Here is a 23,337-nt window from a genome sequence, read left to right on the forward strand (position 1 = left end):
GAACCGGGGCGGAGACGATGGGCGGCTACGAGCCCGGCACCGAGGCGGAGGCGGAAGAGATCGTGCGGGCGACGTCCGGGCGCGGCGAGCGCCTGCGGCTGGCCGGCGGCGGCACCGCCGCGGGGCTCGGCCGGCCAGCCCAGGATACCGCCACGCTCTCGGCCCAAAAGCTCACCGGCGTGACGCTCTACGAACCCGCCGAGATGGTGGTGGCGGCCCGCGCCGGCACGCCGCTGGCCGAGGTCGAGGCACTCTTGGCCTCCCGGGGCCAGATGCTGCCGTTCGAGCCGATGGACTTTCGCACGATCTACGGCACCGAAGGCGCGCCGACCCTCGGCGCCGTGGCGGCGACCAACAATGCCGGCCCCCGCCGGATCAATGCCGGGGCGGCCCGCGACAGCCTGATTGGCGTGCGCTTCGTCAACGGGCGCGGCGAGGCGATCAAGTCGGGCGGCCGGGTGATGAAGAACGTCACCGGGCTCGACCTGGTGAAGCTGATGGCCGGCGCCCACGGCACCCTCGGGCTGCTGACCGAGGTGACCTTCAAGGTTCTGCCGGCCTGCGAGCGGGTCGCCACCCTGGTGTTCTCGGGCCTCGACGACGCCCGCGCGGTCGCGGCCCTGGCGGCGGCCCTCGGCTCACCCTTCGAGCTCACCGGCGCGGCGCACCTGCCGGCCGGGCTCGGCGCCCCCGAGGCAAGGACGCTGATGCGCCTCGAAGGGTTTTCGGAGTCGATCGATTACCGGACCGGCGAGTTGCGCCGCCTGCTCAAGCGCTTCGGAGCGCCTCATCTGCTGGAGGGCGCGGCCGGCGCCGCCCTGTGGCGGGCGGTGCGCGACGCGGCCCCGCTCGCCGAGCCCAAGGACGCCGCCCTGTGGCGGATCTCGACGGCCCCGACGCACGGGCCGGCCCTGGTGGCGGCGATCGCGGCTCAGCGCGAGGCCCGCTGGTTCTACGATTGGGGCGGCGGCCTGATCTGGCTGGCCACCGGGTCGGCCGGTGATGCCGGCGCCTCGGTCGTGCGCGCCGCTTTGCGGGACCAGGGCGGCCACGCCACGCTGGTGCGCGCGCCCGATGCGGTCCGGGCCGCTGTGCCGGTGTTCCAGCCCCTGGCGGAGCCGCTGATGCGGATCACCGCCGGGATCAAGACGGCGCACGATCCCGCCGGGGTGCTGAACCCGGGCCGGATGTACGCGGGGGTTTAATGAGCCGACTATGAATAAACAGGAAATGATAGATGCAATAATAAATGGCTTCCATCGCGCCAGTGAGGAATATCTTGATTGGTCGTCAGATCAAACAATACATGATGCTGGCATAGAATTTATGGCATGCGCGAATATATCGCGATCTATAATCGAAAATGGTAGGACAGGCGGCAGAAATGCGTGGATCTACCTTGAAATGCCCTTCGAAAAAATTGAATTATATTCCAATATTGCCGTGAGAAAAAAAGGCAGGCCGCGTGCAATTTTACAAGGCAGCCCGCGAGTCGATATAGCATACTTTGAGGGAATCGGAAATATTAAAGGCGTCGTTGAAGTCAAAAGGCATCTAAGTTACAGCAATCTTTCGCGAAATTTCGAACGTGTTTGTGCTCTTATGGAGAAATATGGCCGCCCTCACGGATGTTTAAGATTTGGCTGCGTTGTCGCCATTAGACCGATAAAAAGCGGCCAGCGGAAATCAAGTTTTGAAATCTCCGCTGATATAAAATCGGAATTTGAGGCGAAGTACGATCAAAATATTACTGTCCATGTGAAAGAAAAAATTCTAAACGAAGCCGAGGATATCACTTATGTAACTTCCGAAAATGACTCGGAAGATGACAATACGTTGGTAAAGGGCTTCTCCGTAGCCTGTTTTTATATTACCGCCGAGCCCCAATAATCATGCAGACCAATTTCAACCTCGCCCAGCTCGCCGATCCCGCCATGGCGGCGTCGGAGAAGATCCTGCGGACCTGCGTGCATTGCGGTTTCTGCACGGCGACCTGCCCGACCTACCTCCTGCTCGGCGACGAGCTCGATTCCCCGCGCGGGCGGATCTACCTGATCAAGGACATGCTGGAGGGCGGCAAGCCGGCCTCCCAGGAGGTGGTCAAGCACATCGACCGCTGCCTGTCCTGCCTGTCCTGCATGACCACCTGCCCGTCGGGCGTGCATTACATGCACCTCGTCGACCACGCCCGGGCGCATATCGAGACGACCTTCGCGCGTCCGGCGGGCGACCGGTTCCTGCGCGCCCTGCTGGCGCAGGTGCTGCCCTATCCGAACCGGTTCCGGCTGGCCCTGGTCGCTGCCAAGCTCGGCACGCCCTTCCGCGGGCTCGTGGCGCGGCTGCCGCGGGTGGGGAACCGGCTGGCCGCGATGCTCGACCTCGCCCCGGCGCGCCTGCCCGGCAGCGAGCCGACCAACCGGGTCGGACGTTTTCCCCCGGAAGGCGGCCAAGCGACCAAGCGCGTCGCCCTGCTGCGCGGCTGCGCGCAGAGCGTCCTGCGGCCGGACTTCAACGCGGCGGCGATCCGGCTGCTCAACCGGCACGGGATCGAGGTCGTCCACGCCGCGGACGGCTGCTGCGGGGCGCTCACCCACCACATGGGCAAGGAGGCCTCGTCCCACGCCCACGCCAAGCACACGATCGATGTCTGGGACGCGGAGATCGCCAAGGGCCTCGACGCGATCCTGGTCACGGCCTCGGGCTGCGGCACGACCATCAAGGATTACGGCTTCATGTTCCGCGACGACCCGGCCTACGCCGCGAAGGCGCAGCGGGTCTCGAGCCTCGCCAAGGACGTGACCGAGTACGTGGCGCAGCTCGACCTGGCGGCGACCGTGGAGAGCGACCTTGTGGTGGCCTACCACTCGGCCTGCTCGATGCAGCACGGCCAGGGCATCCGGACAGAGCCGAAGACCCTGCTCAAGCGCGCCGGCTTCACCGTCAAGGACGTGCCGGAGGGCCATATCTGCTGCGGCTCGGCCGGGACCTACAACATCCTGCAACCCGAGCTCGCCGCGAAGCTGCGGGCCCGCAAGGTCGCCAATATCGAGCGCCTCCGCCCCGACGTGATCGCCACCGGCAATATCGGCTGCGCCACCCAGATCGGGAAGGGCACCGGCATCCCGATCGTGCACACGGTGGAGCTGCTGGACTGGGCCACCGGCGGCCCGAAGCCGGCCGCGCTGGACGGGGTCGCGCCGCGGCTGGAGGCGGCGGAGTAGGGCTGCGGCCGGATACCGGCGCCGGCCCTCTCCTTGTGCGGGCTGGCGGATTCACAGAACGCGGTCCGGATGGGTCTCGGCTGCAAAAGAAGTCGCTCCGACGCCGATACGCGCCTTCCCTCCCCCCTCTGCGGGGGAGGGTGGGCCGGCCGTCAGGCCGGGTCGGGAGAGGGGAACCCGGGTTCAGAACAAGGCGCGACCGGCATGACGGGCAAAGCCTAGTTCTGCACCGTCAGTCCCCTCTCCCGACCCCCTTTGGGGGCCACCCTCCCCCGCAGAGGGGGGAGGGAATCGCGCGTGGGTCAGACCGTTGCCCTCGTCCCGTCAGCGATGCGCGAACATCGTCGCTCTGCGGGATAGTAGAGAGCGCGTGCCTAAAGCGTCCGCTGCCGGACCCAATGAAAAATCCCCCCGGCAGCACCGGAGCGCCCCGCCCTCGCGCCATGACGATCCCGTGACATCGTCCCGCGCTTGACCCTTGCCAAATCCCCGCGGCCGTCTGTAATGATACTGACCCTTCTCCGGTCCCGCCGGCCGTCGTAACGGCTTGCGGACGCGGCCGAATTCCTTCGAGAAAACGGACGCGGCGTCGCGGCGGGATTTTTTTGAGCCTGCCTTGCGGCGACGGGTGTCTTTCCCGATCGGGCAGGTGTCGCACGACGCGGTGGAGATCCTTCGCCGCATCCAGGAATTCACGGCCGGTCTCACCCGGCCGAGATTGTTTCGCGAGGTCGGAACCAGGATGGACGGATGCACGGCCCAGCATGGCGCTGCGCGTGCCCCGGAGGCGCAGAACCTGCGTCGCACCGGCCCGTTCCCCCTACCGGCCAAGTTCAACCCCAGGCGCCCAGGGCGCCGAACGGCGGTTGACGGCAATTTCCCCTCGAACCCAGCCGCCTCGGCGACGAGGCCGGCTCCATGCGCGACCACAGTGAGGTCGGGCGAGGCGCCGCCGGGACCACGGGCACGGAGAACGACGTCGGCCGCCATGCCGAGAGTCCGACATGGCCAACAAAATGCTGATCGACGCGATGCACCCGGAGGAGACCCGGGTCGTCACGGTCCACGGGTCTAGGGTCGAGGAGTTCGACTTCGAGGCCGCCAACCGGCGCCAGCTGCGCGGCAACATCTATCTCGCCAAGGTCACCCGGGTGGAGCCGTCGCTCCAGGCGGCCTTCGTCGAGTATGGCGGCAACCGCCACGGCTTCCTCGCCTTCAACGAGATCCACCCCGACTATTACCAGATCCCGCTGGCCGACCGGCAGGCGCTGCTCGAGGACGAGGCCCGAGACGCCGAGGAGCATCGCGAGCGCGAGGAGCGCCGCCGCCGCTCGCCCCGCCGCTCCCGCGGCCGCCGCGCCGAGGCCCGCTCGCGCACCGACGAGACGGTGAGCGCCGAGGATGCGTCCGAGGCCCCGCAGGATCTGGAGGCCCGGCAGGATTCGGAGCTCGTGCAGGACTCGGAGCTTCCGCAGGCTGCCGAGTCTTCGGACATCGAGACCGTGCAGGCCGGGGATCGCGCGGAGGGGCATGAGGCCGAGGCCGCCGCCGGCCTGCCCGACACCCTCGCCGAAAACCCGGAAGCCGTGCAGGAGGCCATCGCCTCCGAGACCGCCGCCGGGGATATCCCCGCGCCCGCCGAGGCCGCGCCGGTCGCCGGACAGCAGGCGACGGACCATGACGGCACGGTCGAGCCCGAGGCCGTTGTCGCCGTGGCCGAGGCCCTGACCGTCGCCGACGCGCCGGCCGAGACGATCGCCGAGGATGCCGCCGAGGCGTCGTCCGTCCGCGGCGCGACCGCGATCGGAGAGGCCGACGACGAGGCCGATCTGGAAGACGAGGAGTCCGAGGACGACGAGGACGAAGACGATTCGGACGAGGATGACGAGGACGAGTCCGACGAGGAGTCGGATGAGGATTCCGACGACCCCGACGCCGAGCCCCGGATCGCCCAGGTCGGCGGCAACGGCGACGCGCTGGCGGAGATTCCGGAGCGGCCGCGCCATTATCGCCGCCACTACAAGATCCAGGAGGTGATCAAGCGCCGCCAGATCATCCTGGTGCAGGTGGTCAAGGAGGAGCGCGGCACCAAGGGCGCGGCGCTCACCACCTATTTGTCGCTCGCCGGCCGCTACTCGGTGCTGATGCCCAATACCGGCCGCGGCGGCGGCATCTCCCGGAAGATCACCTCGGCGGCCGACCGCAAGCGCCTCAAGGAGGTCGTGGCCGACCTGGAGGTGCCGGACGGCATGGGCGTGATCCTGCGCACCGCCGGCGCCTCGCGCTCCAAGCCCGAGATCGCCCGGGACTTCGAGTACCTGATGCGGCTCTGGGAGTCGGTCCGCGAGCTGACCCTGACCTCGATGGCGCCGGCCCTGGTCTACGAGGAGGGCTCGCTGATCAAGCGGGCGATCCGCGACCTGTACAACAAGGACCTGGACGAGGTGCTGGTCTCCGGCGAGGAAGCCTATGCCGAGGCCAGGGACTTCATGCGGATGCTGATGCCCGGCCAGTCCAAGGTCGTGAAGCCCTATCGCGACTCGACCCCGATCTTCGCCCGCTTCGGCGTCGAGCAGCAGCTCGACGCGATGTTCTCGACCCACGTCTCGCTGAAATCCGGCGGCTATCTGGTCATCAACCCGACCGAGGCGCTGGTCTCGATCGACGTGAACTCGGGCCGTTCGACCCGTGAGCACGACATTGAGGATACCGCCCTGCGCACGAACCTGGAGGCGGCCGAGGAGGTCGCCCGCCAGCTGCGCCTGCGCGACCTCGCGGGCCTGATCGTCATCGACTTCATCGACATGGAGGAGAAGCGCAACAACCGCGCGGTCGAGAAGAAGCTCAACGATTGCCTGAAGAACGACCGCGCCCGCATCCAGGTCGGCCGGATCTCGCCCTTCGGCCTGATGGAAATGAGCCGCCAGCGCATCCGCACCGGCGTGCTCGAATCGTCCTCGATCCCGTGCGTGCATTGCGGCGGCTCGGGCTACGTGCGGGCCACCGCCTCGGTGGCACTGCACATCCTGCGCTCCATCGAGGAGGCGCTGCTCAAGTCGGCCTCTCACAACCTGATCCTGCGCACCCGGACCGAGGTGGCTCTGTACATCCTCAACCAGAAGCGCGGGCACCTGCGCGAGCTGGAGGTCCGCTTCGGCGTCACCATCACGATCGCGGCCGACGAGCGGCTGGCGGTGACGACGGCGTTCCAGCTCGACCGCGGCGAGCCGGCCCAGCGCGCGGAAGGCCCGGTCACCGGCGTGCGCGCCCAGGCGATCTCGCCCGCCATGGAATTCGAGGACGAGGACGAGATCGAGGAGACCGACGAGGCCGAGGCCGAGGCGGACGCCGAGGGCGAGGCCGAGGAGGGCCGGACCGAGGAACGCGCCGAGGGGTCGCGTGACGAGGGCGCTCGTGAAGACGGGACGCGCGACGAGGGCGACGGCCGCCGCCGCCGTCGTCGCCGCCGCCGGCGCGGTGGCCGCCAGGACGGCCGGTCCGAGGAGGGCCAGGCCGAGGGCGAGCGTCAGGACGAGGACGACCAGGACGACGAGCGCGGCACCGAGGACGCCCCGGAATCTGACGAGCCCGCCGAGGCCCCGGTCGCGGCCGTGGCCGCCGAGGGGGCTGAGGCCGACGAGACCGTCGCCGGTGCGGATGAGTCCGCCCGGATCGAGGAGGACGGTACGCGCCGCCGTCGTCGCGGCCGCCGGGGCGGTCGCGGCCGCGCCGAGGGCCGCACCCGCGATGGCGGCGACGCGGAGGTCTCCGCCGAGACGGACTCCGATGCGGTCGCCCTGTCGGCCGAGGAGCCGGTGAGCGCCGAGGCGGTGGCTGAGGCGGTCGAGGCCGCGCCGTCCCCCGTCCACGACGAGGTCGCTGTCGACCTGCCGGTTGCGACCGCGCCGCAGGTCGTGGAGCGGGCCGAGACGCCGACAGAGCCTCAGCCCGAGACGGCGCCTGCGGAGCCCGCGCCGCCCCGCGAGCCGGTCGCGGTGGTGCTGACCCAGCCCAGCGATCCGGACCGGCCCAAGCGCGCCGGCTGGTGGTCCCGCACCAAGGCCGCCCTGACCGGCGAGTGAGCGACGACGGCGCCCCCGGACGGGATGGTCCGGGGGCGCCGGCAGGGGGCCGGGTGGCTAGGTCCAATTCCAATAAGGGATGATTATCCTTCATCTTCGGTTGAAGGTTCCGTGCGAATGTGGACCGCGAATCGACCTTCGCAGGAGCCTTCGCATGTTGAGTTTGCGCCGCAAGCGCCCGGCCCCGGACCTGGCCGAGACCGCGGTGACGGCTGACGCCCAGACGTCGGCGCCCGTCGCGAGGTCGACCGGGGACGCGGTCCTTGCGGCTGCCGCCGCGCCCGACCGCGAATTGCTGGCTCTCCTGGCGCGCCTGTCAGCTGCGGCGTCGGACGCCGGGACATCCATCGGCTGGATGACGCACGACGCCTCCGGCACCGCCGAGCAGGCCCGGCTGATCGCCGCCGCCAGCGAGGAACTCGCCGCCAGCACCAGCGAGATCGCGGCCCGTTCCTCCTCGGCGGCCGAGACTGCCGAGACCGCCCGCACCGGCATCGCCACCTGCGTCGACGATCTCCAGCGCGCCAGCGACGGCATGCGCGGGATCGAGCAGGGCACCGAGGAGATCGGCAGCCGGCTCGACAGTTTCTCCGCCGCCGCCCTGAGGATCGAGGAGATGGCCGGGACCATCGCGGCGATCTCGGCGCAGACCAACCTGCTCGCGCTCAACGCCACCATCGAGGCGGCCCGCGCCGGCGAGGCCGGCCGCGGCTTCGCCGTCGTCGCGGCGGAAGTGAAGATGCTCTCCGCACAGACCGCGAAGGCAACCGACGAGATCCGCGCCCGGCTCGGCGGACTGCGCGAAGAAATGGCGGCGATGCAGGCCGCGGTGACGCGCAGCCGCAGCGCCGTCGAGACCGGCGCCGCCGCCATGGTGCGGGCCAACGTCCGGGTCGAGACAGAGAGCGGCGCCGTCGCCACCGTGGCGACGCAGATGCGCGAAGCCTCCGAGATCATGAGCCAGCAGATCCAGGCCACCGGCGAGATCGCCCGGAGCGTCGGCCGGATCGCGGAGGGCACCGACAAGAGCCGCCGAGAGATCGGCGACGCGCTGGAGCAGCTCGACCGGATCGAGGATCTTGGCCGCACCCTGCTCGACCGGCAGGCCGGAGCCGACGCGGCGATGCGGCTCGCCCGCATCCCGGCCGATTGCGCCGCCTGGCGCCGCGCCATGGCGGCGACCCTGGTGGGGATGCGCCCGGCGGACACGCCGCCGGTCGGCATCCCGGCCGATCCGAGCCGTCCGGCCGCCGTGGAATCGGCCCTGACACGGGCCCGGGACCTCGCGGCCTCCCTGGCGCGACACGTGCGGGCCCAGGCCTGGGACGAGGCGACCACGGCCTTCACCAGCTTCGAGGCGGCCCTGGTCGAGGCCAAGGCGGCGGCCGGAGCCTGAGCTGCAGGCTCAGCCGGCGACCAGCCCAACCGGGCGCATGCGGGTGATCGGGGCGTCCTCCTCCAGGCGGTCGCCTCTTCGACGGCCGGGTCCCGGGCGAGCCGCGCCTCGACGGCTGACAGGATCGCGGGTCGCAGGGTTTCGCAACGGCTGAGCCAGCCGTCGCGGATCTCAGTGCGTCCCGGGATCGCTCCCCGGAGACGTCTGCGCGTCATCGGCCGTCTTGCGGTTGCGTTCCTTGCGCAGCTCGCGCTCGGCCAGCAGCCAGAACTCGATCTCGAACCCTTCGGGCCGGTGATTGCGCTCCCACAATTCGTAGGCGCGCTCCCGGATCTCCTCGAACGGGATCGCGTCCGGCGCTGTCCTGTCCTCGGACCGGGACGGGGGTGGGTGCGGCCCGCGCCCCGGAGCGCCAGGCTCCGGGGCGGACCGTACGTCGGGACCGGATTCCGACGCCTCGGCTTTCATTAGGACGCTGGCCTGTCGAGATAGGCGGCGACGCTGGTGATCCGGCTTCCCACCATGGTCACGGCCTTGCGCAGCCGCTCCTCGCTGACGCCGAAGCGCTGCGCCCACTCTTCGCGCATGACCCGGTCGTAGATGTCGATATGCGTCTTGCCTCTGAACTCAGTGGACATGGTTCGCACGCTCTGGATTGCCGCTCAGCCGCGGTCGTGCCGGGCTGTCTGGAGGGACAACCGGAATCCCCGTGATCGGTTGCCATGGCACGTCCGATCGGGGGTGCCTGTGGAAGATGGGATGGGCGGTCGTCAGGGACGCGAGGCGTTCTCGATTCGGCTATCGGCTCGCGCATCCGGAAACCGGCGGGGCTCGGTTGCGGGCGCGTCGCTCGCGGCACCCACCACCTCGCAGGCGAAGGGCGACGGCGGGGCCTCGACGCCGCGCCAGCGGGCATAGGCCCAGGGGCGGTACCAGGCGGCGCTGTTCGGCAGCCGTTCGGGCACGAGATCGATGCCATGGGTGCCGAACGGGCCGCAGCGGCAGATCCGCGAAAAACCCATCCAGGCTCCCGGCCAGAGCCCATGCCGGGCGATGGCTTGGTCGGCGTATTCGGAGCAGCTCGGCCAGTGGCGGCACTGGCGGCCGATCAGACCCGACAGGGTGAGCTGATAGGTGCGGATCGCCCAATGCGCCGCGCGCCGGATCATCGGACCCTACGCAGCCGCAATCTTCGCCGGGACTTGGCGCTTGGCGGCGATCTGGTCGAGGGCGTCGACCACCGCGTCGAAGGTCAGCAGCGTCGAGGCGTGGCGTGCCTTGAACTCCCGCACCGGCTCCAGGACCGCGAGGTCAGCCCAGGCCCCCTCGGGGGCCGGGCCGCTCTCTTTCAGCATCGCCCGCATGGTCTCGCGGACGCCGCGCAGCTCCGCGTCGGTGGCGCCGACCACGTGCCGGCCCATCAGCGACGACGAGGCCTGCCCGAGGGCGCAGGCCCGGACCTCCTGGGCGAAATCGGCCACCCGGCCGTCCGCGCCGAGCACGAGGTCGACGGTCACGGTGGAGCCGCACAGGCGGGAATGCGCGGTGGCGCTGGCATCGGGCCGTTCCAGGCGTCCCAGCCGCGGGATGTCCGCGGCCAGTTCGAGAATTCGGCGGTTGTAGATGTCGTCAAGCATCGGGGCCTCGGCCGGGTGCGTCATCCGATCGGCTTTTGCCCATCGGGATTCTGCCGCGCGACGCGTGCATTGCGTGTTGCCGCGCGAACAATGATATAGGCCGCGTGCGGTCGCTTCGCGAGGAGGCGGCTCGTCGACCAGGGTCGCGCCCACGGCCAAGGTAGTTCCCACGGCTCAAGTCCAACCGGGGCGCCGGCTCGAACCTGTTTCGAGCCCGGGATCTCCCTCTCAGCCCGACGCGATCCGACGATGTACGCCAAGCCTGACAGCACCACGATGAAGTCCCGTGTGGCGCGGGCCGGAGATGCCATGGATGCCGCGCTTAAATCACTGTCTTACCGGGGCGAGGGAAACGGTTTGGACCGGGGCGGCGTCGATGGGCGAGATCTGGGACAGAGTCTGACGGGCATGCGCAACGACAACCGACCGGTCGATGACGGCCGCCCTGTTTCGGTCGAGGTCGCGCCGGAGCCCGCCTCCGCCACCCGCGTGCCCGACGGCATCGAGACCGGCCGCCCGAGCCGCGCCGAGGCCGAGGCCGCCGTGCGCACGCTGCTGCGCTGGGCCGGCGACGACCCGAACCGCGAGGGCCTGCGCGACACCCCGGCCCGGGTCACCAAGGCGTTCGGGCAGCTGTTCGGCGGCTACGAGATGGATGCCGAGGCCCTGCTGGCGCGCGTCTTCGAGGAGGTCGAGGGCTATTCCGACATCGTGCTGGTGCGCGACATCCCGTTCTACTCCCATTGCGAGCACCACATGGTGCCGTTCATGGGGCTGGCCCACATCGCCTATTACCCGACCCGCGGCGTCGTCGGTCTCTCGAAGCTCGCCCGCGTGGTCGATACCTTCGCGCGCCGCCTGCAGACGCAGGAGACCATGACCGCCCAGATCGCCGACGTGATCGAGAGCATCCTCAAGCCCCGCGGCGTCGCCGTGATGGTGGAGGCCGAACATCTCTGCATGGCGATGCGCGGCGTGCAGAAGGCCGGCGTCTCGACCATCACCAGCCAGTTCCGCGGCGTGTTCAAGGACGACGCCAGCGAGCAGGTCCGCTTCCTCACCCTGGTGCGCGGCGGCACCAAGTAATCGTTTGGGACGTTTCGTCGGCGCCATGTCTTCGACCGCATCCGCCTTCGCCCCCCCCGGGCCCCGCGCCGAGGTCGAAGAAGGCACGGCCTTCACCCCGCGCTTCGACCGGGACGGGCTGGTCGCCTGCATCGCGGTCGACGCCCATGACGGGCGGGTGCTGATGCTCGCCCACATGAACGCCGAATCGCTGGCGCGGACCATCGCGACAGGCGAGGCCTGGTACTGGTCACGCTCCCGACAGGAACTCTGGCACAAGGGTGCGACCAGTGGCCAGATCCAGCGAGTCGTCGAGATGCGGGTCGATTGCGACCAGGATGCCCTGCTGATCCGCGTCGAGGTCGGCGGCGACGGCGGCTGCTGTCATACCGGGCGGCGGGATTGCTTCTACCGCAGCGTCGTCCGCCGGGCGGATGGCGGCGTCACCCTGGAGACCGCCCGGACATGAGCGCATCCCTTGCCGCGCAGTGGCAAGAGTGTCCGGCCGGTCCCGATTTTTTGCCCGGCACCGTCGAGCCGGTTCGGCCCCGGCCCAGCGCCGGTCCGCGGATCGGCCTCGCGCTCGGGGGTGGATCGGCCCGGGGCTGGGCGCATATCGGGGTGATCCGGGCGCTCGAAGAGGCCGGCATCCATCCCACCGTGGTGGCGGGCTGCTCGATCGGCGCCGTGGTCGGCGCCTGCTACGCCGCGGGCCGGCTCGACCGCCTGGAAAGCTTCGCCCGGGCGCTGACCAAGCGCCGGGTGGTCGGGCTGATCGACCCGCGGCTGCCGGGTTCCGGTCTGATCGCCGGCAACCGCCTGCGCCAGCGACTGTTCGCCGATCTCGGCACGCGGCGGATCGAGCACCTGCCGATCCGCTTCGGCTGCGTCGCCACCGAATTCGGCAGCGGCCTGGAGGTGAGCCTGACCGAAGGGCCGGCGGTCGAGGCGGTGCGCGCCTCCTACGCGATCCCCGGCCTGTTCCCGCCCGTGACCCATGAGGGGCGCGTGCTGATGGACGGGACGCTGGTCAACCCGGTCCCGGTGGCGCTGGCCCGGACGCTGGGGGCCGATCTGGTGATCTGCGTGAACCTCAACGGCGATACCGGCGGCGCGGTGGTGCACGAGGCGCCCGCGCCGATCGTCCCGCGCCGCAGCCTGTTCCAGGTGATGCGCGAGCGCCTGCCGGGCTTCGAGCCCACGGAACCCGAGATCGCCGTCCCGGGCATCGCCCAGGTGGTGCTCGGTGCCTTCAACATCACCCAGGACCGGATCTCCCGGGCGCGGCTGGAGCGCGACCCGCCGGACGTGGCGATCGGCCCGGATGTCGCCGGCTTCGGCCTGTTCGACTTCCACAAGGCCGCCGAAGGGATCGACATCGGCTACAGGGCGGCCCGGGCGGCCCTGCCCCGGATCCGCGCCGTCGTGAAGGGTGCGGCCGCGCGGGCCTGACGTGTCCGGCAATCGGTCTCGCACCGGCACCGTCACGCGGTTGTCGCGACCGGTTGCGATGGGCCCTCATCGACCTAGCAGGCTGTTGAAGAAGTCCGTGGCGTGGCCGAGCCGGACGTGATTCACTCCTTCCCAGAGCGCTTGGGGGAAGGCGGATGCGGGGTTCAGATCAGCGGTCGGGGACGTTGTTCTCCTATGTGGATCTGGAGGCTCGGGTCCGGCCCGACCACCCACTGCGGACGATCCGGCAGCTTACGGATGTGGCGCTTGCAGCGCTGAACCAGGACTTCTCTGCGCTCTACGCGGCCCGGATGGGTCGTCCGTCGATCCCGCCTGAGATGCTGCTGCGAGCGATGCTCCTGCAGGCGTTCTACTCGATCCGCTCGGAACGGCAGTTGATGGAGCGGCTGGAGTTCGACCTCCTGTTTCGCTGGTTCGTGGGGCTGGGCGTCGACGATCCGGCTTGGGATCATTCGAGCTTCAGCAAGAACCGGGACCGGCTGCTGGCCGGCGAGATCGCCACCAAGTTCCTGGCAGCCGTGCTGGTCCAGCCTCGGGTAAAGCGGCTCCTGTCCAGCGACCATTTCAGCGTCGACGGCACGCTGATCGAAGCCTGGGCCTCGATGAAGAGCTTCAAGCCCAAGGATCAAAGCGGGGATCCAGCACCACCGCCGGCCGGAGGGCGCAACACCGAGGTCGACTTCAAGGGTCAGAAGCGTTCAAACGAGACGCACGCGAGCACCACCGATCCCGAAGCTAGGCTCTATCGCAAGGGGCCAGGCATGGAGGCCAAGCTCTGCTTCATCGGCCACGCTTTGATGGAGAACCGTTCGGCCCTGATCGTGGACACCTGCCTCACGTCCGCGGACGGCCACGCCGAGCGCATCGCCGCGCTGGCGATGATCGAGCCGAGGGCGGACCGACCCAAGGCGATCTCACTGGGCGCCGACAAGGCCTATGACGCGGAGGACTTCGTCAATGAGCTGAGGTCGATGAATGTGCGCGCGCACGTGGCCCAGAACACCAACGGCCGCCGCTCGTCCATCGATAGGCGAACCACCCGCCATGCCGGCTATGGCATGAGCCAGAAGATCCGCAAGCGCATCGAGGAGGGCTTTGGCTGGATCAAGACGGTGGGTGGCCAGCGGAAAACCCGCTTCAGAGGCCGCGATAGGGTCGGATGGGCCTTCGCCTTCACCGCGGCGGCCTACAACCTCGTCCGCCTGCCCAAGCTGCTCGGAGCTCTGGCGTGAGCGTCCTGGGCAAGTGGCGGATCGTCGAGCTGCCCAGCTACGCGGACGACTATGCCGACATGGTCGAGCCGGCCTACATCCTCTTCGAGGCCACCGGCGGTGAGTTCGCCTTCGGATGCGTCACCGGGATGTTTGCCGGTGGTGGTGATTACGCTGCCGTTGAGTTCGACTGGTGTGGGAACGACGAGATGGACAAGGCCTGCGGCTTAGGATGGGCCGAGATCCAAGCCGATGGCTCGCTTCGGGGCGAGATCGGCTTCCACGCCAGCGATAAGATCCCCTTCATCGCTCGCCGCTGGCCGAGTTCTTCAACAGCCTGCTAGAAAGCTTCCAATGTACGCGAGCCGCCGCCAGATCCTTCTCTCCGGAGGCGCCAGCCTCGTCGGGATGGCCACCGGCCTGGCCCGTCCCGGCCTGAGCCGGGCCGCCGACCGGCCGCTCCTCAGCCACGGGCTCCAGTCCGGCGATGTCGGCACCGATTCGGCGGTGGTCTGGGGGCGCTCCGACCGGCCGGCCCGGGCGATCATCGAGTGGGCGACCACCGAGAGCTTCTCCGAGATCCGCGGCGGCGTCTTCGCCGATGCCCTGCCCGAGAGCGACGGCACCGTGAAGGTGGCGCTGACCGGGCTGCCGCCGGGACAGGACGTGTTCTACCGGGTCCGGCTCCAGGACGTCGCCGCGCCGACCATCGTCGGACCCGCGCAGGTCGGGCGGTTCCGCACCGCGCCGGCGGACAAGCGCTCGGTCTCGTTCTGCTGGTCAGGGGACACGGTCGGCCAGGGCTGGGGCATCGACGAGGCCCGCGGCGGCATGACGATCTACGCCGCGATCCTCAAGAACCGGCCGGACTTCTTCATCCATTCCGGCGACACGATCTACGCCGACGGGCCGATCCAGGCCGAGGTGAAGCTCCCCGACGGCAGCCTCTGGCGCAACCGCGTCACCGAGGAGGTCTCGAAGCCCGCCGAATCGCTCGCCGAGTTCCGCGGCCGTCACAAGTACAACCTCACCGACCGGAACGTGCTGGCGATGAACGCCTCGGTGCCGATCCTGGCGCAGTGGGACGACCACGAGGTCACCAACAACTGGTGGCCGGGCGAGCCGCTCAACCGGGCCGAGCACCTGAAGAAGAAATACGCCGACCCGAACGTGCTGGCCCTGCAGTTGCGCGCGGCCCGCGCCTTCCACGAATACATGCCGATGCGCTTCGAGCCGGCCGAGCCCGGCCGGGTCTACCGCAAGATTGCCTACGGCCCCCTGGTCGACGTGTTCATGCTCGACATGCGCTCCTACCGGGGGCCGAACGGCGAGAACAGGCAGACGGCGTACGGCCCCGACGCCTATTTCCTCGGGCCGCAGCAGATCGCCTGGCTGAAACGGGCGCTTACCGAATCGCGCGCGACCTGGAAGGTGATCGCCGCCGACATGCCGCTCGGCCTGGTGGTGACCTACGATGTCGACCGCAACTTCGGTTCGGAGGCGGTGGCCCAGGGCGACGGGCCGCCCTTGGGGCGCGAGCTGGAGATCGCCGATCTGCTGCGCTTCATCAAGCAGGCCAAGATCCGCAACACGGTCTGGCTGACGGCCGACGTGCACTACACGGCCGCCCACTACTACGACCCCAACAAGGCGCAGTTCCAGGATTTCGACCCGTTCTGGGAATTCGTCTCCGGGCCGCTGCACGCCGGCACCTTCGGCCCCAACGCGCTCGACAACACGTTCGGGCCGCAGCTGCGCTACGTGAAGGCCCCCGACAAGGGCCAAGTGAACCTGTCGCCGGCCTCCGGCTACCAGTTCTTCGGCCATGTCGCAGTGGACGGCGCCACCGAGCAGATGACCGTGACCCTCAAGGACGCGGCCGATACCGACCTCTGGCACGTCACCCTCGACCCCGCGAAGGCGTGAGGGATGCCGCGCCCCGGCCGGACCCGCGTCCGGCCGGGGCAAGAACCTACGCCATGGTGATGTAGTCGCGCAGGGCCTGGTGCTCGGCCTCGACGGTAGCGATGCGGCGCGCCACCACGTCGCCGATCGAGATCAGGCCGATGAGGCGGCCGTCCTCGCAGACCGGGATGTGGCGGAAGCGGCCTTGCGTCATCAGGCCCATCACCTCCTCGATGGTGGTGCTCCGGCCGCAGGTCGTGACCTGCGTGGTCATGTGGTCCGAGACCGGCGCGTCGAAGGTCGCCCCCCCGTGGCGGGCCAGCGCCCGCATGATGTCGCGCTCGGAGATGATGCCGGCCACCGACCCGTCGGAATGGGCGACCACGAGGGCGCCGATCCGCTTCTCGGCCAGGATCTGGATCACCTCCTCGAGGGTCTTGTCGGGGCTCACGGTGACGACGGAGCTGCCCTTCTCGGCGAGAATGCGTGCGACGGTCATGGCTCTCTCTCCCTGTGACGCGGTGCGTGCGCCGTCAGCCGCGGCGCCTTCGTTACGCTGTCGTCCGGGTAGGCCCCGGCTCGTTCACATTATGGCGAGTGTGTGACCGAACCGCCGCGTTGGCAAGGTGGTTAGAGCCGTTCCCAATCGCGTTGCGATGGGGAACGGCTCTAAGTCTTTGATGTAACGCGCTCGCTTACGCCGACCCGGTATCCACTTCGGCGGCGAGCGCTCTAGGATCGGGCTGTCTCGCGCCGATCAAGCAGCGGGAACAGCAGGAAGCCCGCGATGAAACCGCCGAGATGCGCGTCCCACGCGATCGCGGCGTTCTCGGCCACGAGCGGCACGCTGACGAGGCCGAACAGCAGGTTGGTGGCGAGCCAGATCGCCAGGAAGGCGACCGCCGTGCGGTTGCGCAGAAGTTCGGGGATCGTCTCGATCGGTCGGTGCGGCAGCACTTGCCAGGGCGCTCCGGAATACCCGGAGGTGGGCGGCTGGAACACGAAGCGGGCGGCAGCGGCCATCAGGGCCGAGATCCCCGCCGAGGCGCCGACCAGCGGCCCCGCGCTCAAGGGATCGATCAGCACGTGCAGCACGCCGCCGGCGACCGTCCCGGCCAGGGCGATCAGGCCGTAGCGCCAGGCGCCGCAGCGCCGGGCCACCGGCGACCCGAAGGCGGCGAGCCAGACACTGTTGAAGATCACGTGCATCCAGGAGCCGTGCAGCAGCGCGTAGGTGGCCAGCGTCCAGGGCTGCAGCGCGTGCTCGGAGGCGATGTAGCGGGCGAAGGCCTCGCGAGCGGCCTCCATGTCCGGGTCACCGATTCCGGCTGCCGCCTGGATCACCTCAGCGGCCTTCCCGGGATCGAACCACAATGTCCAGCGGGCGGGTACCAGCGCCAGATCGAGGACGACCTGGATGTCGAGGGTGTCCGGCAGCACGAACTCGCGCAGAGCTTGGATCGCCATCAGCAGGCCGATCGAGAGCGTCACCACCCCCGGCATGTTGAACACGGGCACGCGGCTCTGGCGCGGGAATTCGGGGGAGGCATCCATCTCGGCACCATGTCGGGGCGACAGGGGGTCGGGCAAGTCCCGGCGACGTATTGAAGCTTTTCCACGCGGTGTTTGGCGGGCAGCGCGCTGTCGAGGGCAGCCGAACGTCGTGCGGATCCCAGCACCGGCAGCCCCCCTTCCGGCACCCGGACGCGTCCCGATCGCGATCTCAACCCGTCCCGGGCCGGGCGGCACGGCGCATGCGCGCTGAGTCCGAGATCGTCCCGGATCTGCGGCCCGCCCCACGCGGATGTGCCAAGTTGATCCGGGGACGGACAACAGGCGTATCGATCCGGGACTCCGATGAAACATCCCACGAGCCGCATGCTCCATGCCTATTGGGAGCGCCTGCGCGGCGAGCGCGCCGCGCCCGAGCGGGCCGAGATCGAGCCGGGCGAGATCCGGCATCTGCTGGCCGACAGCCTGATCCTGGAACTCGATATGGCCGAGCGCTCGGCCACGGTCCGGCTCGCCGGCACACGGGTCTGCGCCCTCTACGGCCGCGAGCTGAAAGGGACGACCTTCGCCAGCCTGTGGGGTTCGGAGGCGCCCGACCCCTGGCGCATCGTCGACATCGTCGCCAGCGACACCCTGGGCGTGGTGGCGGGCCTGCGCGGCCTGAACACCGCCGGCGAGGCGGTGGACCTCGAGTTGCTGCTCCTGCCGCTGCGCCATCGCGGACGCATGCAGGTGCGGGCGCTCGGGACCCTGAGCCTCGAGAGCACGCCGCCTTGGATCGGCCTGCGCCCGCTGGTTCAGGCCGAGACCACCTCCCTGCGCATCCTGCCCGGCCGCAGGATGGAGGCCGCTCCGCCGGCACGACCGGCCCTCCGGGGGCCGACCGGATTCCCCGGCCCGGTGCGTCGGGGACATCTTCTCGTCCATGCCGGCGGGCGCGCCTGAAACCGGGAGCCAAAATCTGAATTCGAAATATTCAACATCGATTTCTCAGCCCGATATCGTATGAGAATGGCATAAATAGGAGTCTGTACAGGCCAAACCGCCCCCCCACAACCGCGCAGGACAGAAAAATCCGTTCCGCGGCGGATATTGCTGAAGCGAAGAAAAGACTTTCGTAACAGTCCGCGTCTAGCCTGCGATAACGATTGTCGCGGCGGGGAGCCCATCTCGGATATGATCGCGGTCGACGCCACCGCTGGAACGGATGCGGGCCGCCAAGTCAGCCGCGGGCGCGATGCGGCCGACCAGCGTCGCCACCAGCGCGTGCGGGTCTCGGTGCTCGGCCGCTACATGCTGGCCGACCGCCGGGAATATCCCTGCCAGACCGTGGACATGTCGCCGGGCGGCGTCCGGCTGACCTGCGCGGTGGTGGGCGAAGTCGGCGAGCGCGTGGTGCTCTACCTGGAGCATATCGGCCGGATCGAGGGCGTCATCGTCCGCCACAGCACCGGCGGCTTCGCGGTCCAGCTGAACGCAACGCCACGCAAGCGGGACAAGATCGCGTCTCAGCTGACCTGGCTCGCCAACCGGGAGATTTTGGGCCTGCCCGAGGGCCGCTCCCACGAGCGTCTCGTGCCGACCCATACGGCGGTGACCCTGCGGGTCGAGAGCGGGCGGGAGATCCAGGCCCGACTCATCGACATCTCGATGTCGGGCGTGGCGATCGCCTGCTCTGCCAAGCTGTCCCTCGGGGCTCCCGTCACGGTCGGCAGCACGCCGGGCCGGCTGGTCCGCTACTTCGAGGGCGGCTTCGGCGTGCAGTTCCTGCTGCCGCTCTCCCCCGACCGCTTCCATGCCGGGATGACGCTGTAGGCCTCGTCGAGCACCGTCTCAGATCTTCTTCGCCAATTGGGCCGCGGTCTCCTCGGCCGGGCGGGAGAGATCCAGGGCGCCGAGGAAGCGGTTCTGCGCGTCCATCACGTAGACGATCGCGTTGTGCTCCATCGTGTAGTCCCCGTCCTTGCCGGGTACCTTGCGGGCATAGGCGCGATACGCCTTCTCGGTGGCGACGATCTGCTCGGGGCTGCCGGTGAGGCCGGTGATGCGCGGATCGAAGCTCGACAGGTAGGTCTTCAGGCTCGCCGGGTCGTCGCGCTCGGGATCGACGGTGACGAAGGCGACGCGCATCCGCTCGGCCTTCGGGCCCAGGGCGGCGAGGACGTCCGAGACCTGCTGCAGCGTCGTCGGGCACACGTCCGGGCAATGGGTGAAGCCGAAGAACACGAGGTGCGGCGTGCCGGAGAAATCCCGCTCGGTGACTGTGCGCCCGTCCTGGTCGACCAGCGTGAACGGGCCACCGACGCCCGGCACGCCCACCGGCGCCCGGTCCGGCATGAACGCGAACACCGCCGCGCCGGTGAGGCCGACGAGGCCGAGGCAGAAGGCGAGAAGCGGGATCAGGGCGCGGCGCATCTTTTCGGACTCCGACCTCCGTGCAGCGGCTGGCACAGCACGGATCGGCGCGCGAAGGCAAGCCGAGCCGCCGCGGCTGCGGCGTCAGGGCTTGGCGGCGGGTTCCCCGGCAGGCGGAGCGGCCGCGGCGCCCTTCGGCGGCTCCTTGCCGAGGTAGATATATTCCGGCGCAGCCTTCAGCTGATCCTTGGTGGTGTCGATGCGGGCCTGGAGCGTCTTGTCGTCGGTCCGGTCGAGCTTCATCACCGACGGGTCGACCGCCACGTATTTGGAGCCGATTCCCAGGAAGCCGCCGACGCCGATGACCCAGGCCTTCACGCTGCCCTTCTGGTCCAGGACGAAGTCGGCGATCTGGCCGATCGTGTCGTTGGCCGCGTTGGTGACGTTGGCGCCGATCAGCTTGCTGGCGACCATGTCGTCCGGGGTCTGGGCTACGAAGGTCGGGCGCAGGTTGTCGGCCATGGTGGCCGGCTGACCGGCGATCGGTGCGGCGGGCGCGCCGGCATTCGGAGCCGGGCTGGCAGTCTGCGCCCCGGCGGTTGCGAGGCCGGCCAGCAGGAGGGCCGAGGCGAGGAGCGGGATGCGCATCGGGTCAGGACTTTCGGACGGAGGGCCGCGAACTTAGGTGGCGCCGCCTTAAACCTTTGGCGCAGCGTAAGTTCCGCCGATTTTCACCGCGCGCCGTGGATTGCTCGCCCCTTTGCCGGCTGAGCGACCGCGGCCTGGGTCTCGGCGAGCGACGGCATCGCAGCCGCCAGGGTCGCGTTCATCCGCGCGGAGAGCCAGTCCACGAAGCGGCTCGCCCGCTCATCCTGCTCGATCGGATGTGCCGAGAGGGCGACGTACTGGGTCCCGTCCGGCCAGAAGCCGCGAGGACTGCACAGGCGACCGGCGGCCACATCCCGCCCAACCATATGGATCGATGCGAGCACAACCCCCTGCCCGGCGAGAGCCGCCTCGATCGCCAGGTAGAAATGCTCGTAGGTCCTGTCCGCGGTGCAGGCGATCACCGGGCGGTTCAGGCGTTTCCAGGTCGCCCAGCTGTCGGGCCGGCTGCGCGTATGGAGCGCTGGAAGCCGGAACCGCCCCGTCTCGGCCTCGAACCGGGCAAGCGCATCGGGGGCGCAGACCGGCCCCATCGCCTCGTCGCAGAGCACCCGGGCATGGTGCGCGCCGTCGATCGCAAAGTCGTTCCGGCGAATGGCCAGATCGACATGGTCCCGCCGGACATCGATGCGGCCGCCGGCCGCCAGCACTCGCACTTCGATCCCGGTGGCCTGCACGAACTCGCCGAGGCTCGGAATCAGGAACTTCAGGCACAGGGTCGGCTCGCAGGATACGACGAGGGGCTGCGCCAATCCTCTGCTGCGGAAATCGGCAAGCGCATCGTGCAGATCGCCGAAGATGCTCTGGAGCCGGGCGGCGAGCGCGCGCCCGCGCTCCGTCAGGAATACCCCCCGGTTGCGGCGGACGAACAGCGCCTCGCCGAGATCCGCTTCGAGGCTCCTGATCTGCTTGCTGACGGCGCCGTGGGTGACGTGAAGCTCCTCCGCGGCCCGGGTCAGGCTCCCGTGTCGGGCGGCCGATTCGAAGACCCGCAGCGCGCCGAGCTGCGGCAGGCGTTCGCGAATGGGGTCCCGGGCGTTCATCCGGTGAGTTTTCCTCACGCATCCCGGTGAGAGCAACTCGATTTTTTTGGGCCGAGGCCTGTGCTTCCATGCGCTGGGCCGCGGCGCCCCGAAACCCGCGGGCCTAGTCCGACACGAGCGACACCGCGGCCCGGCGCGTCGGCGACGACGCGCGGCCGGGTCCGCGAGCCTTAGGAACCAGCGATGGAGCAGGCCGCTCTGATCGTCCCCGTCGTCTGGCTGGCCGTACTGAGTCCCGGCGCCGATTTCGCCATGGTGTCGCGCAACAGCTGCCTCTACGGCCGGCAGGCGGGTTTTGCCGTCAGCACGGGGATCGCGATCGCATGCTGGTTTCACGTCGCCTACGCGATCGTCGGGCTCGCGCTCATCGAGCGCACGATCCCCCACGCCTTCGGCCTCATCAGGATCCTGGGTGCCGCGTACCTGATCTTCATGGGCGTCTCGATGGTCCTGCGCCGCCCGGCGGCCGAACCGGACGCGGCCGGACCGCCCACCGCCTTCAGCGCACGGGGCGTCGTCACCGGCCTGCTCACGAACGGACTCAACCCCAAGACCTCGATCTTCGTGATCAGCATCTACAGCCAGGCTTTGGGCCCGGACGCCCCGCTGCAACGGCAGATCGCCTGGGGCCTGTTCATATCGCTGTCCCACCTGGCGTGGTTCGCTCTGGTCTCGTCGTACCTCTCGAAGCCGGGCGTGCGCGACTATGTCCTGCGCCGTCAGATCCCGTTCAACCGCGTGATCGGCCTCATCCTCACGCTGTTCGGGACGATGCTCCTATCCATCAACCCGCCGGGCGGTAAGCCGTAGCCGGGATCGGGAGCGCGACGCTTTGACGGCGGGGCGCCGGCCGATCAAAAGCCTGGCCCCATGCTCCGCCTCGTCCTCTACCAACCCGACATCCCCCAGAACACCGGCACGATGCTGCGGATGGCCGCCTGCCTCGGGCTCGCGGTCGAGATCGTGGAGCCGGCGGGCTTCGACGTCTCGGACCGGCACCTGCGCCGCTCGGGGCTCGATTATCTCGACCATGTGGCGATCACCCGGCACCGCTCGTTTTTGGCCTTCGAGGCGTGGCGGGCCGAGGCCGGCCTGCGGCTGGTGCTGGCCACCACGGCGGGCGCCCTGCCCCACTCGGAGTTCGCGTTCCGCCCGGACGATTGCGTGATGGTCGGGCGCGAATCGGCCGGCGTTCCCGATGCCGTCCACGCGGCGGCCGATGCCCGGGTGGTGGTGCCGATCCGGCCCGGCCTGCGCTCGCTCAACGTCGCGGTCGCGGCCGCGATGATCGCCGGTGAGGCCCTGCGGCAGACCGGTCGCTTTGTCGCGGATCGCGCCGAGCCAGCTTGATGGGACGGGTCTGCACGGTCGCCGGCTACGGGGCTTGATCACCGCTATTTCGCGGGCGCGCCCTGCACGATGCCGATTGCGGAGGCCGCCGGCGGGTCGTCGTTCGCCCCCAGGCTCGCCGCAGTGGCGCGGAGGGCCGAGACCTGCGGCACGGCGTCCGAGGCGGCCTGAGCCTCCTCCTCCGCCAGCCTCCGGCGCTCCTCGGCATAGCCGCCGGCAATCGCCATATCGACGAGGCGCCGGGTCAGCCGGAAGGCCAGCCAGAACAGGACGAGGCAGACGGCAGTCGCGGCGGAGGCCTTCAGCGGGTCCACGGGACTCCTCGAACAATCTCCCCTATGTCGGGGGCGCCCCTCTTAGAGCCGCCCGCGATCGCGTTGCAATTGGACTTGGCTCCAAGGTCGTCTCTCGAGACGGGTTC

The 23,337-nt window shown here is 69.4% G+C and carries 25 protein-coding genes; 15 read left to right on the top strand and 10 right to left on the bottom strand.

What is annotated here, in order from left to right:
- The first annotated feature begins 17 nt into the window (after window positions 1-17).
- From MKL11_RS30045 to MKL11_RS30065, 5 genes are all read left to right on the top strand, one after another.
- A complete protein-coding gene (locus MKL11_RS30045) occupies window positions 18-1,205 on the top strand; it encodes an FAD-binding protein (protein WP_243950483.1) in 1,188 nt (395 codons plus the stop codon).
- 10 nt (window positions 1,206-1,215) lie between these two features.
- Window positions 1,216-1,890, top strand: coding sequence for a hypothetical protein (locus MKL11_RS30050; RefSeq protein ID WP_243950485.1), 675 nt, complete (start codon window positions 1,216-1,218; stop codon window positions 1,888-1,890).
- 2 nt (window positions 1,891-1,892) lie between these two features.
- Window positions 1,893-3,221 (top strand): glycolate oxidase subunit GlcF, encoded by a 1,329-nt coding sequence (gene glcF, locus MKL11_RS30055; protein ID WP_243950487.1) that lies wholly within the window; start codon window positions 1,893-1,895, stop codon window positions 3,219-3,221.
- Window positions 3,222-4,225: 1,004 nt separating this feature from the next.
- Window positions 4,226-7,303: a ribonuclease E/G gene (locus MKL11_RS30060; protein WP_243950489.1), complete on the top strand. Its 3,078-nt coding sequence runs from the start codon at window positions 4,226-4,228 to the stop codon at window positions 7,301-7,303.
- Between the two features lie 154 nt (window positions 7,304-7,457).
- Window positions 7,458-8,699 (top strand): methyl-accepting chemotaxis protein, encoded by a 1,242-nt coding sequence (locus MKL11_RS30065; RefSeq protein ID WP_243950491.1) that lies wholly within the window; start codon window positions 7,458-7,460, stop codon window positions 8,697-8,699.
- A 171-nt stretch (window positions 8,700-8,870) separates the two neighbouring features.
- Here MKL11_RS30065 and MKL11_RS33280 read toward each other — a convergent pair whose 3' ends face one another.
- The 4 genes from MKL11_RS33280 to MKL11_RS30085 all read right to left on the bottom strand — a co-directional run bounded on the left by MKL11_RS33280 (window position 8,871) and on the right by MKL11_RS30085 (window position 10,336).
- Entirely contained in the window at window positions 8,871-9,167 is a 297-nt protein-coding gene (locus tag MKL11_RS33280) for a DUF2934 domain-containing protein (RefSeq protein WP_279600809.1), read from the bottom strand.
- Window positions 9,167-9,337: a DUF3606 domain-containing protein gene (locus tag MKL11_RS30075; RefSeq protein WP_007567347.1), complete on the bottom strand. Its 171-nt coding sequence runs from the start codon at window positions 9,335-9,337 to the stop codon at window positions 9,167-9,169. Before MKL11_RS30075 ends, MKL11_RS33280 begins: the two co-directional genes overlap by 1 nt.
- Window positions 9,338-9,469: 132 nt before the next feature.
- A complete protein-coding gene (gene yidD, locus MKL11_RS30080) occupies window positions 9,470-9,868 on the bottom strand; it encodes a membrane protein insertion efficiency factor YidD (protein WP_243950493.1) in 399 nt (132 codons plus the stop codon).
- A gap of 6 nt (window positions 9,869-9,874) precedes the next feature.
- Window positions 9,875-10,336 (bottom strand): iron-sulfur cluster assembly scaffold protein, encoded by a 462-nt coding sequence (locus tag MKL11_RS30085; RefSeq protein ID WP_243950495.1) that lies wholly within the window; start codon window positions 10,334-10,336, stop codon window positions 9,875-9,877.
- A gap of 249 nt (window positions 10,337-10,585) precedes the next feature.
- On the opposite strand from MKL11_RS30085, the gene folE reads away from it, so the two are divergent.
- The 6 genes from folE (at window position 10,586) to MKL11_RS30115 (ending at window position 16,011) form a co-directional block, all read left to right on the top strand.
- Window positions 10,586-11,422 (top strand): GTP cyclohydrolase I FolE, encoded by an 837-nt coding sequence (folE, locus tag MKL11_RS30090; RefSeq protein WP_409565935.1) that lies wholly within the window; start codon window positions 10,586-10,588, stop codon window positions 11,420-11,422.
- 25 nt (window positions 11,423-11,447) lie between these two features.
- On the top strand, window positions 11,448-11,870 hold the full coding sequence (hisI, locus tag MKL11_RS30095; RefSeq protein WP_243950497.1) for a phosphoribosyl-AMP cyclohydrolase: 423 nt from the start codon (window positions 11,448-11,450) through the stop codon (window positions 11,868-11,870).
- The gene (locus tag MKL11_RS30100) at window positions 11,867-12,853 is read left to right on the top strand and encodes a patatin-like phospholipase family protein (RefSeq protein ID WP_243950499.1); all 987 of its coding nucleotides are present in this window, start codon (window positions 11,867-11,869) and stop codon (window positions 12,851-12,853) included. The genes hisI and MKL11_RS30100 overlap by 4 nt, the downstream gene beginning before the upstream one ends.
- Window positions 12,854-13,008: 155 nt before the next feature.
- A complete protein-coding gene (locus MKL11_RS30105) occupies window positions 13,009-14,106 on the top strand; it encodes an IS5 family transposase (RefSeq protein WP_243950501.1) in 1,098 nt (365 codons plus the stop codon).
- Complete coding sequence (locus MKL11_RS30110) at window positions 14,103-14,429, top strand: hypothetical protein (RefSeq protein ID WP_243950503.1); 327 nt, start codon at window positions 14,103-14,105, stop codon at window positions 14,427-14,429. The genes MKL11_RS30105 and MKL11_RS30110 overlap by 4 nt, the downstream gene beginning before the upstream one ends.
- A gap of 10 nt (window positions 14,430-14,439) precedes the next feature.
- Entirely contained in the window at window positions 14,440-16,011 is a 1,572-nt protein-coding gene (locus tag MKL11_RS30115) for an alkaline phosphatase D family protein (protein ID WP_243950506.1), read from the top strand.
- A 46-nt stretch (window positions 16,012-16,057) separates the two neighbouring features.
- On the opposite strand, the gene MKL11_RS30120 is transcribed toward MKL11_RS30115, so the two are convergent.
- On the bottom strand, window positions 16,058-16,489 hold the full coding sequence (locus MKL11_RS30120) for a CBS domain-containing protein (protein WP_243950508.1): 432 nt from the start codon (window positions 16,487-16,489) through the stop codon (window positions 16,058-16,060).
- A gap of 233 nt (window positions 16,490-16,722) precedes the next feature.
- On the bottom strand, window positions 16,723-17,544 hold the full coding sequence (locus tag MKL11_RS30125) for a rhomboid family intramembrane serine protease (protein ID WP_243950510.1): 822 nt from the start codon (window positions 17,542-17,544) through the stop codon (window positions 16,723-16,725).
- A 303-nt stretch (window positions 17,545-17,847) separates the two neighbouring features.
- On the opposite strand from MKL11_RS30125, the gene MKL11_RS30130 reads away from it, so the two are divergent.
- Window positions 17,848-18,447 carry a PAS domain-containing protein gene (locus tag MKL11_RS30130; RefSeq protein ID WP_243950512.1) on the top strand — a complete coding sequence of 200 codons (600 nt, stop codon included), beginning with the start codon at window positions 17,848-17,850 and terminating at the stop codon, window positions 18,445-18,447.
- Between the two features lie 231 nt (window positions 18,448-18,678).
- Complete coding sequence (locus MKL11_RS30135; protein ID WP_243950514.1) at window positions 18,679-19,317, top strand: PilZ domain-containing protein; 639 nt, start codon at window positions 18,679-18,681, stop codon at window positions 19,315-19,317.
- An 18-nt stretch (window positions 19,318-19,335) separates the two neighbouring features.
- Here the strand turns inward: MKL11_RS30135 and MKL11_RS30140 are convergent, their stop codons facing one another.
- From MKL11_RS30140 to MKL11_RS30150, 3 genes are all read right to left on the bottom strand, one after another.
- Window positions 19,336-19,917: an SCO family protein gene (locus tag MKL11_RS30140; protein ID WP_243950516.1), complete on the bottom strand. Its 582-nt coding sequence runs from the start codon at window positions 19,915-19,917 to the stop codon at window positions 19,336-19,338.
- An 84-nt stretch (window positions 19,918-20,001) separates the two neighbouring features.
- On the bottom strand, window positions 20,002-20,505 hold the full coding sequence (locus MKL11_RS30145) for a PRC-barrel domain-containing protein (RefSeq protein ID WP_243950519.1): 504 nt from the start codon (window positions 20,503-20,505) through the stop codon (window positions 20,002-20,004).
- A gap of 83 nt (window positions 20,506-20,588) precedes the next feature.
- Window positions 20,589-21,566 carry a LysR family transcriptional regulator gene (locus MKL11_RS30150; RefSeq protein WP_243950520.1) on the bottom strand — a complete coding sequence of 326 codons (978 nt, stop codon included), beginning with the start codon at window positions 21,564-21,566 and terminating at the stop codon, window positions 20,589-20,591.
- A 183-nt stretch (window positions 21,567-21,749) separates the two neighbouring features.
- Here MKL11_RS30150 and MKL11_RS30155 point away from each other — a divergent pair, with 183 nt between their 5' ends.
- Together MKL11_RS30155 and MKL11_RS30160 are read left to right on the top strand one after the other, a co-directional pair.
- Entirely contained in the window at window positions 21,750-22,376 is a 627-nt protein-coding gene (locus MKL11_RS30155; RefSeq protein ID WP_243950522.1) for a LysE family translocator, read from the top strand.
- Between the two features lie 60 nt (window positions 22,377-22,436).
- Window positions 22,437-22,916, top strand: a complete 480-nt coding sequence (locus tag MKL11_RS30160; RefSeq protein WP_243950524.1) for a tRNA (cytidine(34)-2'-O)-methyltransferase — start codon at window positions 22,437-22,439, stop codon at window positions 22,914-22,916.
- Window positions 22,917-22,960: 44 nt separating this feature from the next.
- Here the strand turns inward: MKL11_RS30160 and MKL11_RS30165 are convergent, their stop codons facing one another.
- Window positions 22,961-23,230 carry a hypothetical protein gene (locus MKL11_RS30165; RefSeq protein ID WP_243950525.1) on the bottom strand — a complete coding sequence of 90 codons (270 nt, stop codon included), beginning with the start codon at window positions 23,228-23,230 and terminating at the stop codon, window positions 22,961-22,963.
- Window positions 23,231-23,337: the final 107 nt, after the last annotated feature.

The sequence above is a fragment of the Methylobacterium sp. J-077 genome, from assembly GCF_022829365.1.
In the GTDB taxonomy this organism is placed as follows: domain Bacteria; phylum Pseudomonadota; class Alphaproteobacteria; order Rhizobiales; family Beijerinckiaceae; genus Methylobacterium.

Bases quoted from the DNA above. Each gene is read 5' to 3' on its own strand.
- MKL11_RS30045 (WP_243950483.1), top strand. From the start codon at position 18: ATGGGCGGCTACGAGCCCGGCACCGAGGCGGAGGCGGAAGAGATCGTG.
- MKL11_RS30050 (WP_243950485.1), top strand. From the start codon at position 1,216: ATGAATAAACAGGAAATGATAGATGCAATAATAAATGGCTTCCATCGC.
- glcF (WP_243950487.1), top strand. From the start codon at position 1,893: ATGCAGACCAATTTCAACCTCGCCCAGCTCGCCGATCCCGCCATGGCG.
- MKL11_RS30060 (WP_243950489.1), top strand. From the start codon at position 4,226: ATGGCCAACAAAATGCTGATCGACGCGATGCACCCGGAGGAGACCCGG.
- MKL11_RS30065 (WP_243950491.1), top strand. From the start codon at position 7,458: ATGTTGAGTTTGCGCCGCAAGCGCCCGGCCCCGGACCTGGCCGAGACC.
- MKL11_RS33280 (WP_279600809.1), bottom strand. From the start codon at position 9,167: ATGAAAGCCGAGGCGTCGGAATCCGGTCCCGACGTACGGTCCGCCCCG.
- MKL11_RS30075 (WP_007567347.1), bottom strand. From the start codon at position 9,337: ATGTCCACTGAGTTCAGAGGCAAGACGCATATCGACATCTACGACCGG.
- yidD (WP_243950493.1), bottom strand. From the start codon at position 9,868: ATGATCCGGCGCGCGGCGCATTGGGCGATCCGCACCTATCAGCTCACC.
- MKL11_RS30085 (WP_243950495.1), bottom strand. From the start codon at position 10,336: ATGCTTGACGACATCTACAACCGCCGAATTCTCGAACTGGCCGCGGAC.
- folE (WP_409565935.1), top strand. From the start codon at position 10,586: ATGTACGCCAAGCCTGACAGCACCACGATGAAGTCCCGTGTGGCGCGG.
- hisI (WP_243950497.1), top strand. From the start codon at position 11,448: ATGTCTTCGACCGCATCCGCCTTCGCCCCCCCCGGGCCCCGCGCCGAG.
- MKL11_RS30100 (WP_243950499.1), top strand. From the start codon at position 11,867: ATGAGCGCATCCCTTGCCGCGCAGTGGCAAGAGTGTCCGGCCGGTCCC.
- MKL11_RS30105 (WP_243950501.1), top strand. From the start codon at position 13,009: ATGCGGGGTTCAGATCAGCGGTCGGGGACGTTGTTCTCCTATGTGGAT.
- MKL11_RS30115 (WP_243950506.1), top strand. From the start codon at position 14,440: ATGTACGCGAGCCGCCGCCAGATCCTTCTCTCCGGAGGCGCCAGCCTC.
- MKL11_RS30120 (WP_243950508.1), bottom strand. From the start codon at position 16,489: ATGACCGTCGCACGCATTCTCGCCGAGAAGGGCAGCTCCGTCGTCACC.
- MKL11_RS30125 (WP_243950510.1), bottom strand. From the start codon at position 17,544: ATGGATGCCTCCCCCGAATTCCCGCGCCAGAGCCGCGTGCCCGTGTTC.
- MKL11_RS30130 (WP_243950512.1), top strand. From the start codon at position 17,848: ATGAAACATCCCACGAGCCGCATGCTCCATGCCTATTGGGAGCGCCTG.
- MKL11_RS30135 (WP_243950514.1), top strand. From the start codon at position 18,679: ATGATCGCGGTCGACGCCACCGCTGGAACGGATGCGGGCCGCCAAGTC.
- MKL11_RS30140 (WP_243950516.1), bottom strand. From the start codon at position 19,917: ATGCGCCGCGCCCTGATCCCGCTTCTCGCCTTCTGCCTCGGCCTCGTC.
- MKL11_RS30145 (WP_243950519.1), bottom strand. From the start codon at position 20,505: ATGCGCATCCCGCTCCTCGCCTCGGCCCTCCTGCTGGCCGGCCTCGCA.
- MKL11_RS30150 (WP_243950520.1), bottom strand. From the start codon at position 21,566: ATGAACGCCCGGGACCCCATTCGCGAACGCCTGCCGCAGCTCGGCGCG.
- MKL11_RS30155 (WP_243950522.1), top strand. From the start codon at position 21,750: ATGGAGCAGGCCGCTCTGATCGTCCCCGTCGTCTGGCTGGCCGTACTG.
- MKL11_RS30160 (WP_243950524.1), top strand. From the start codon at position 22,437: ATGCTCCGCCTCGTCCTCTACCAACCCGACATCCCCCAGAACACCGGC.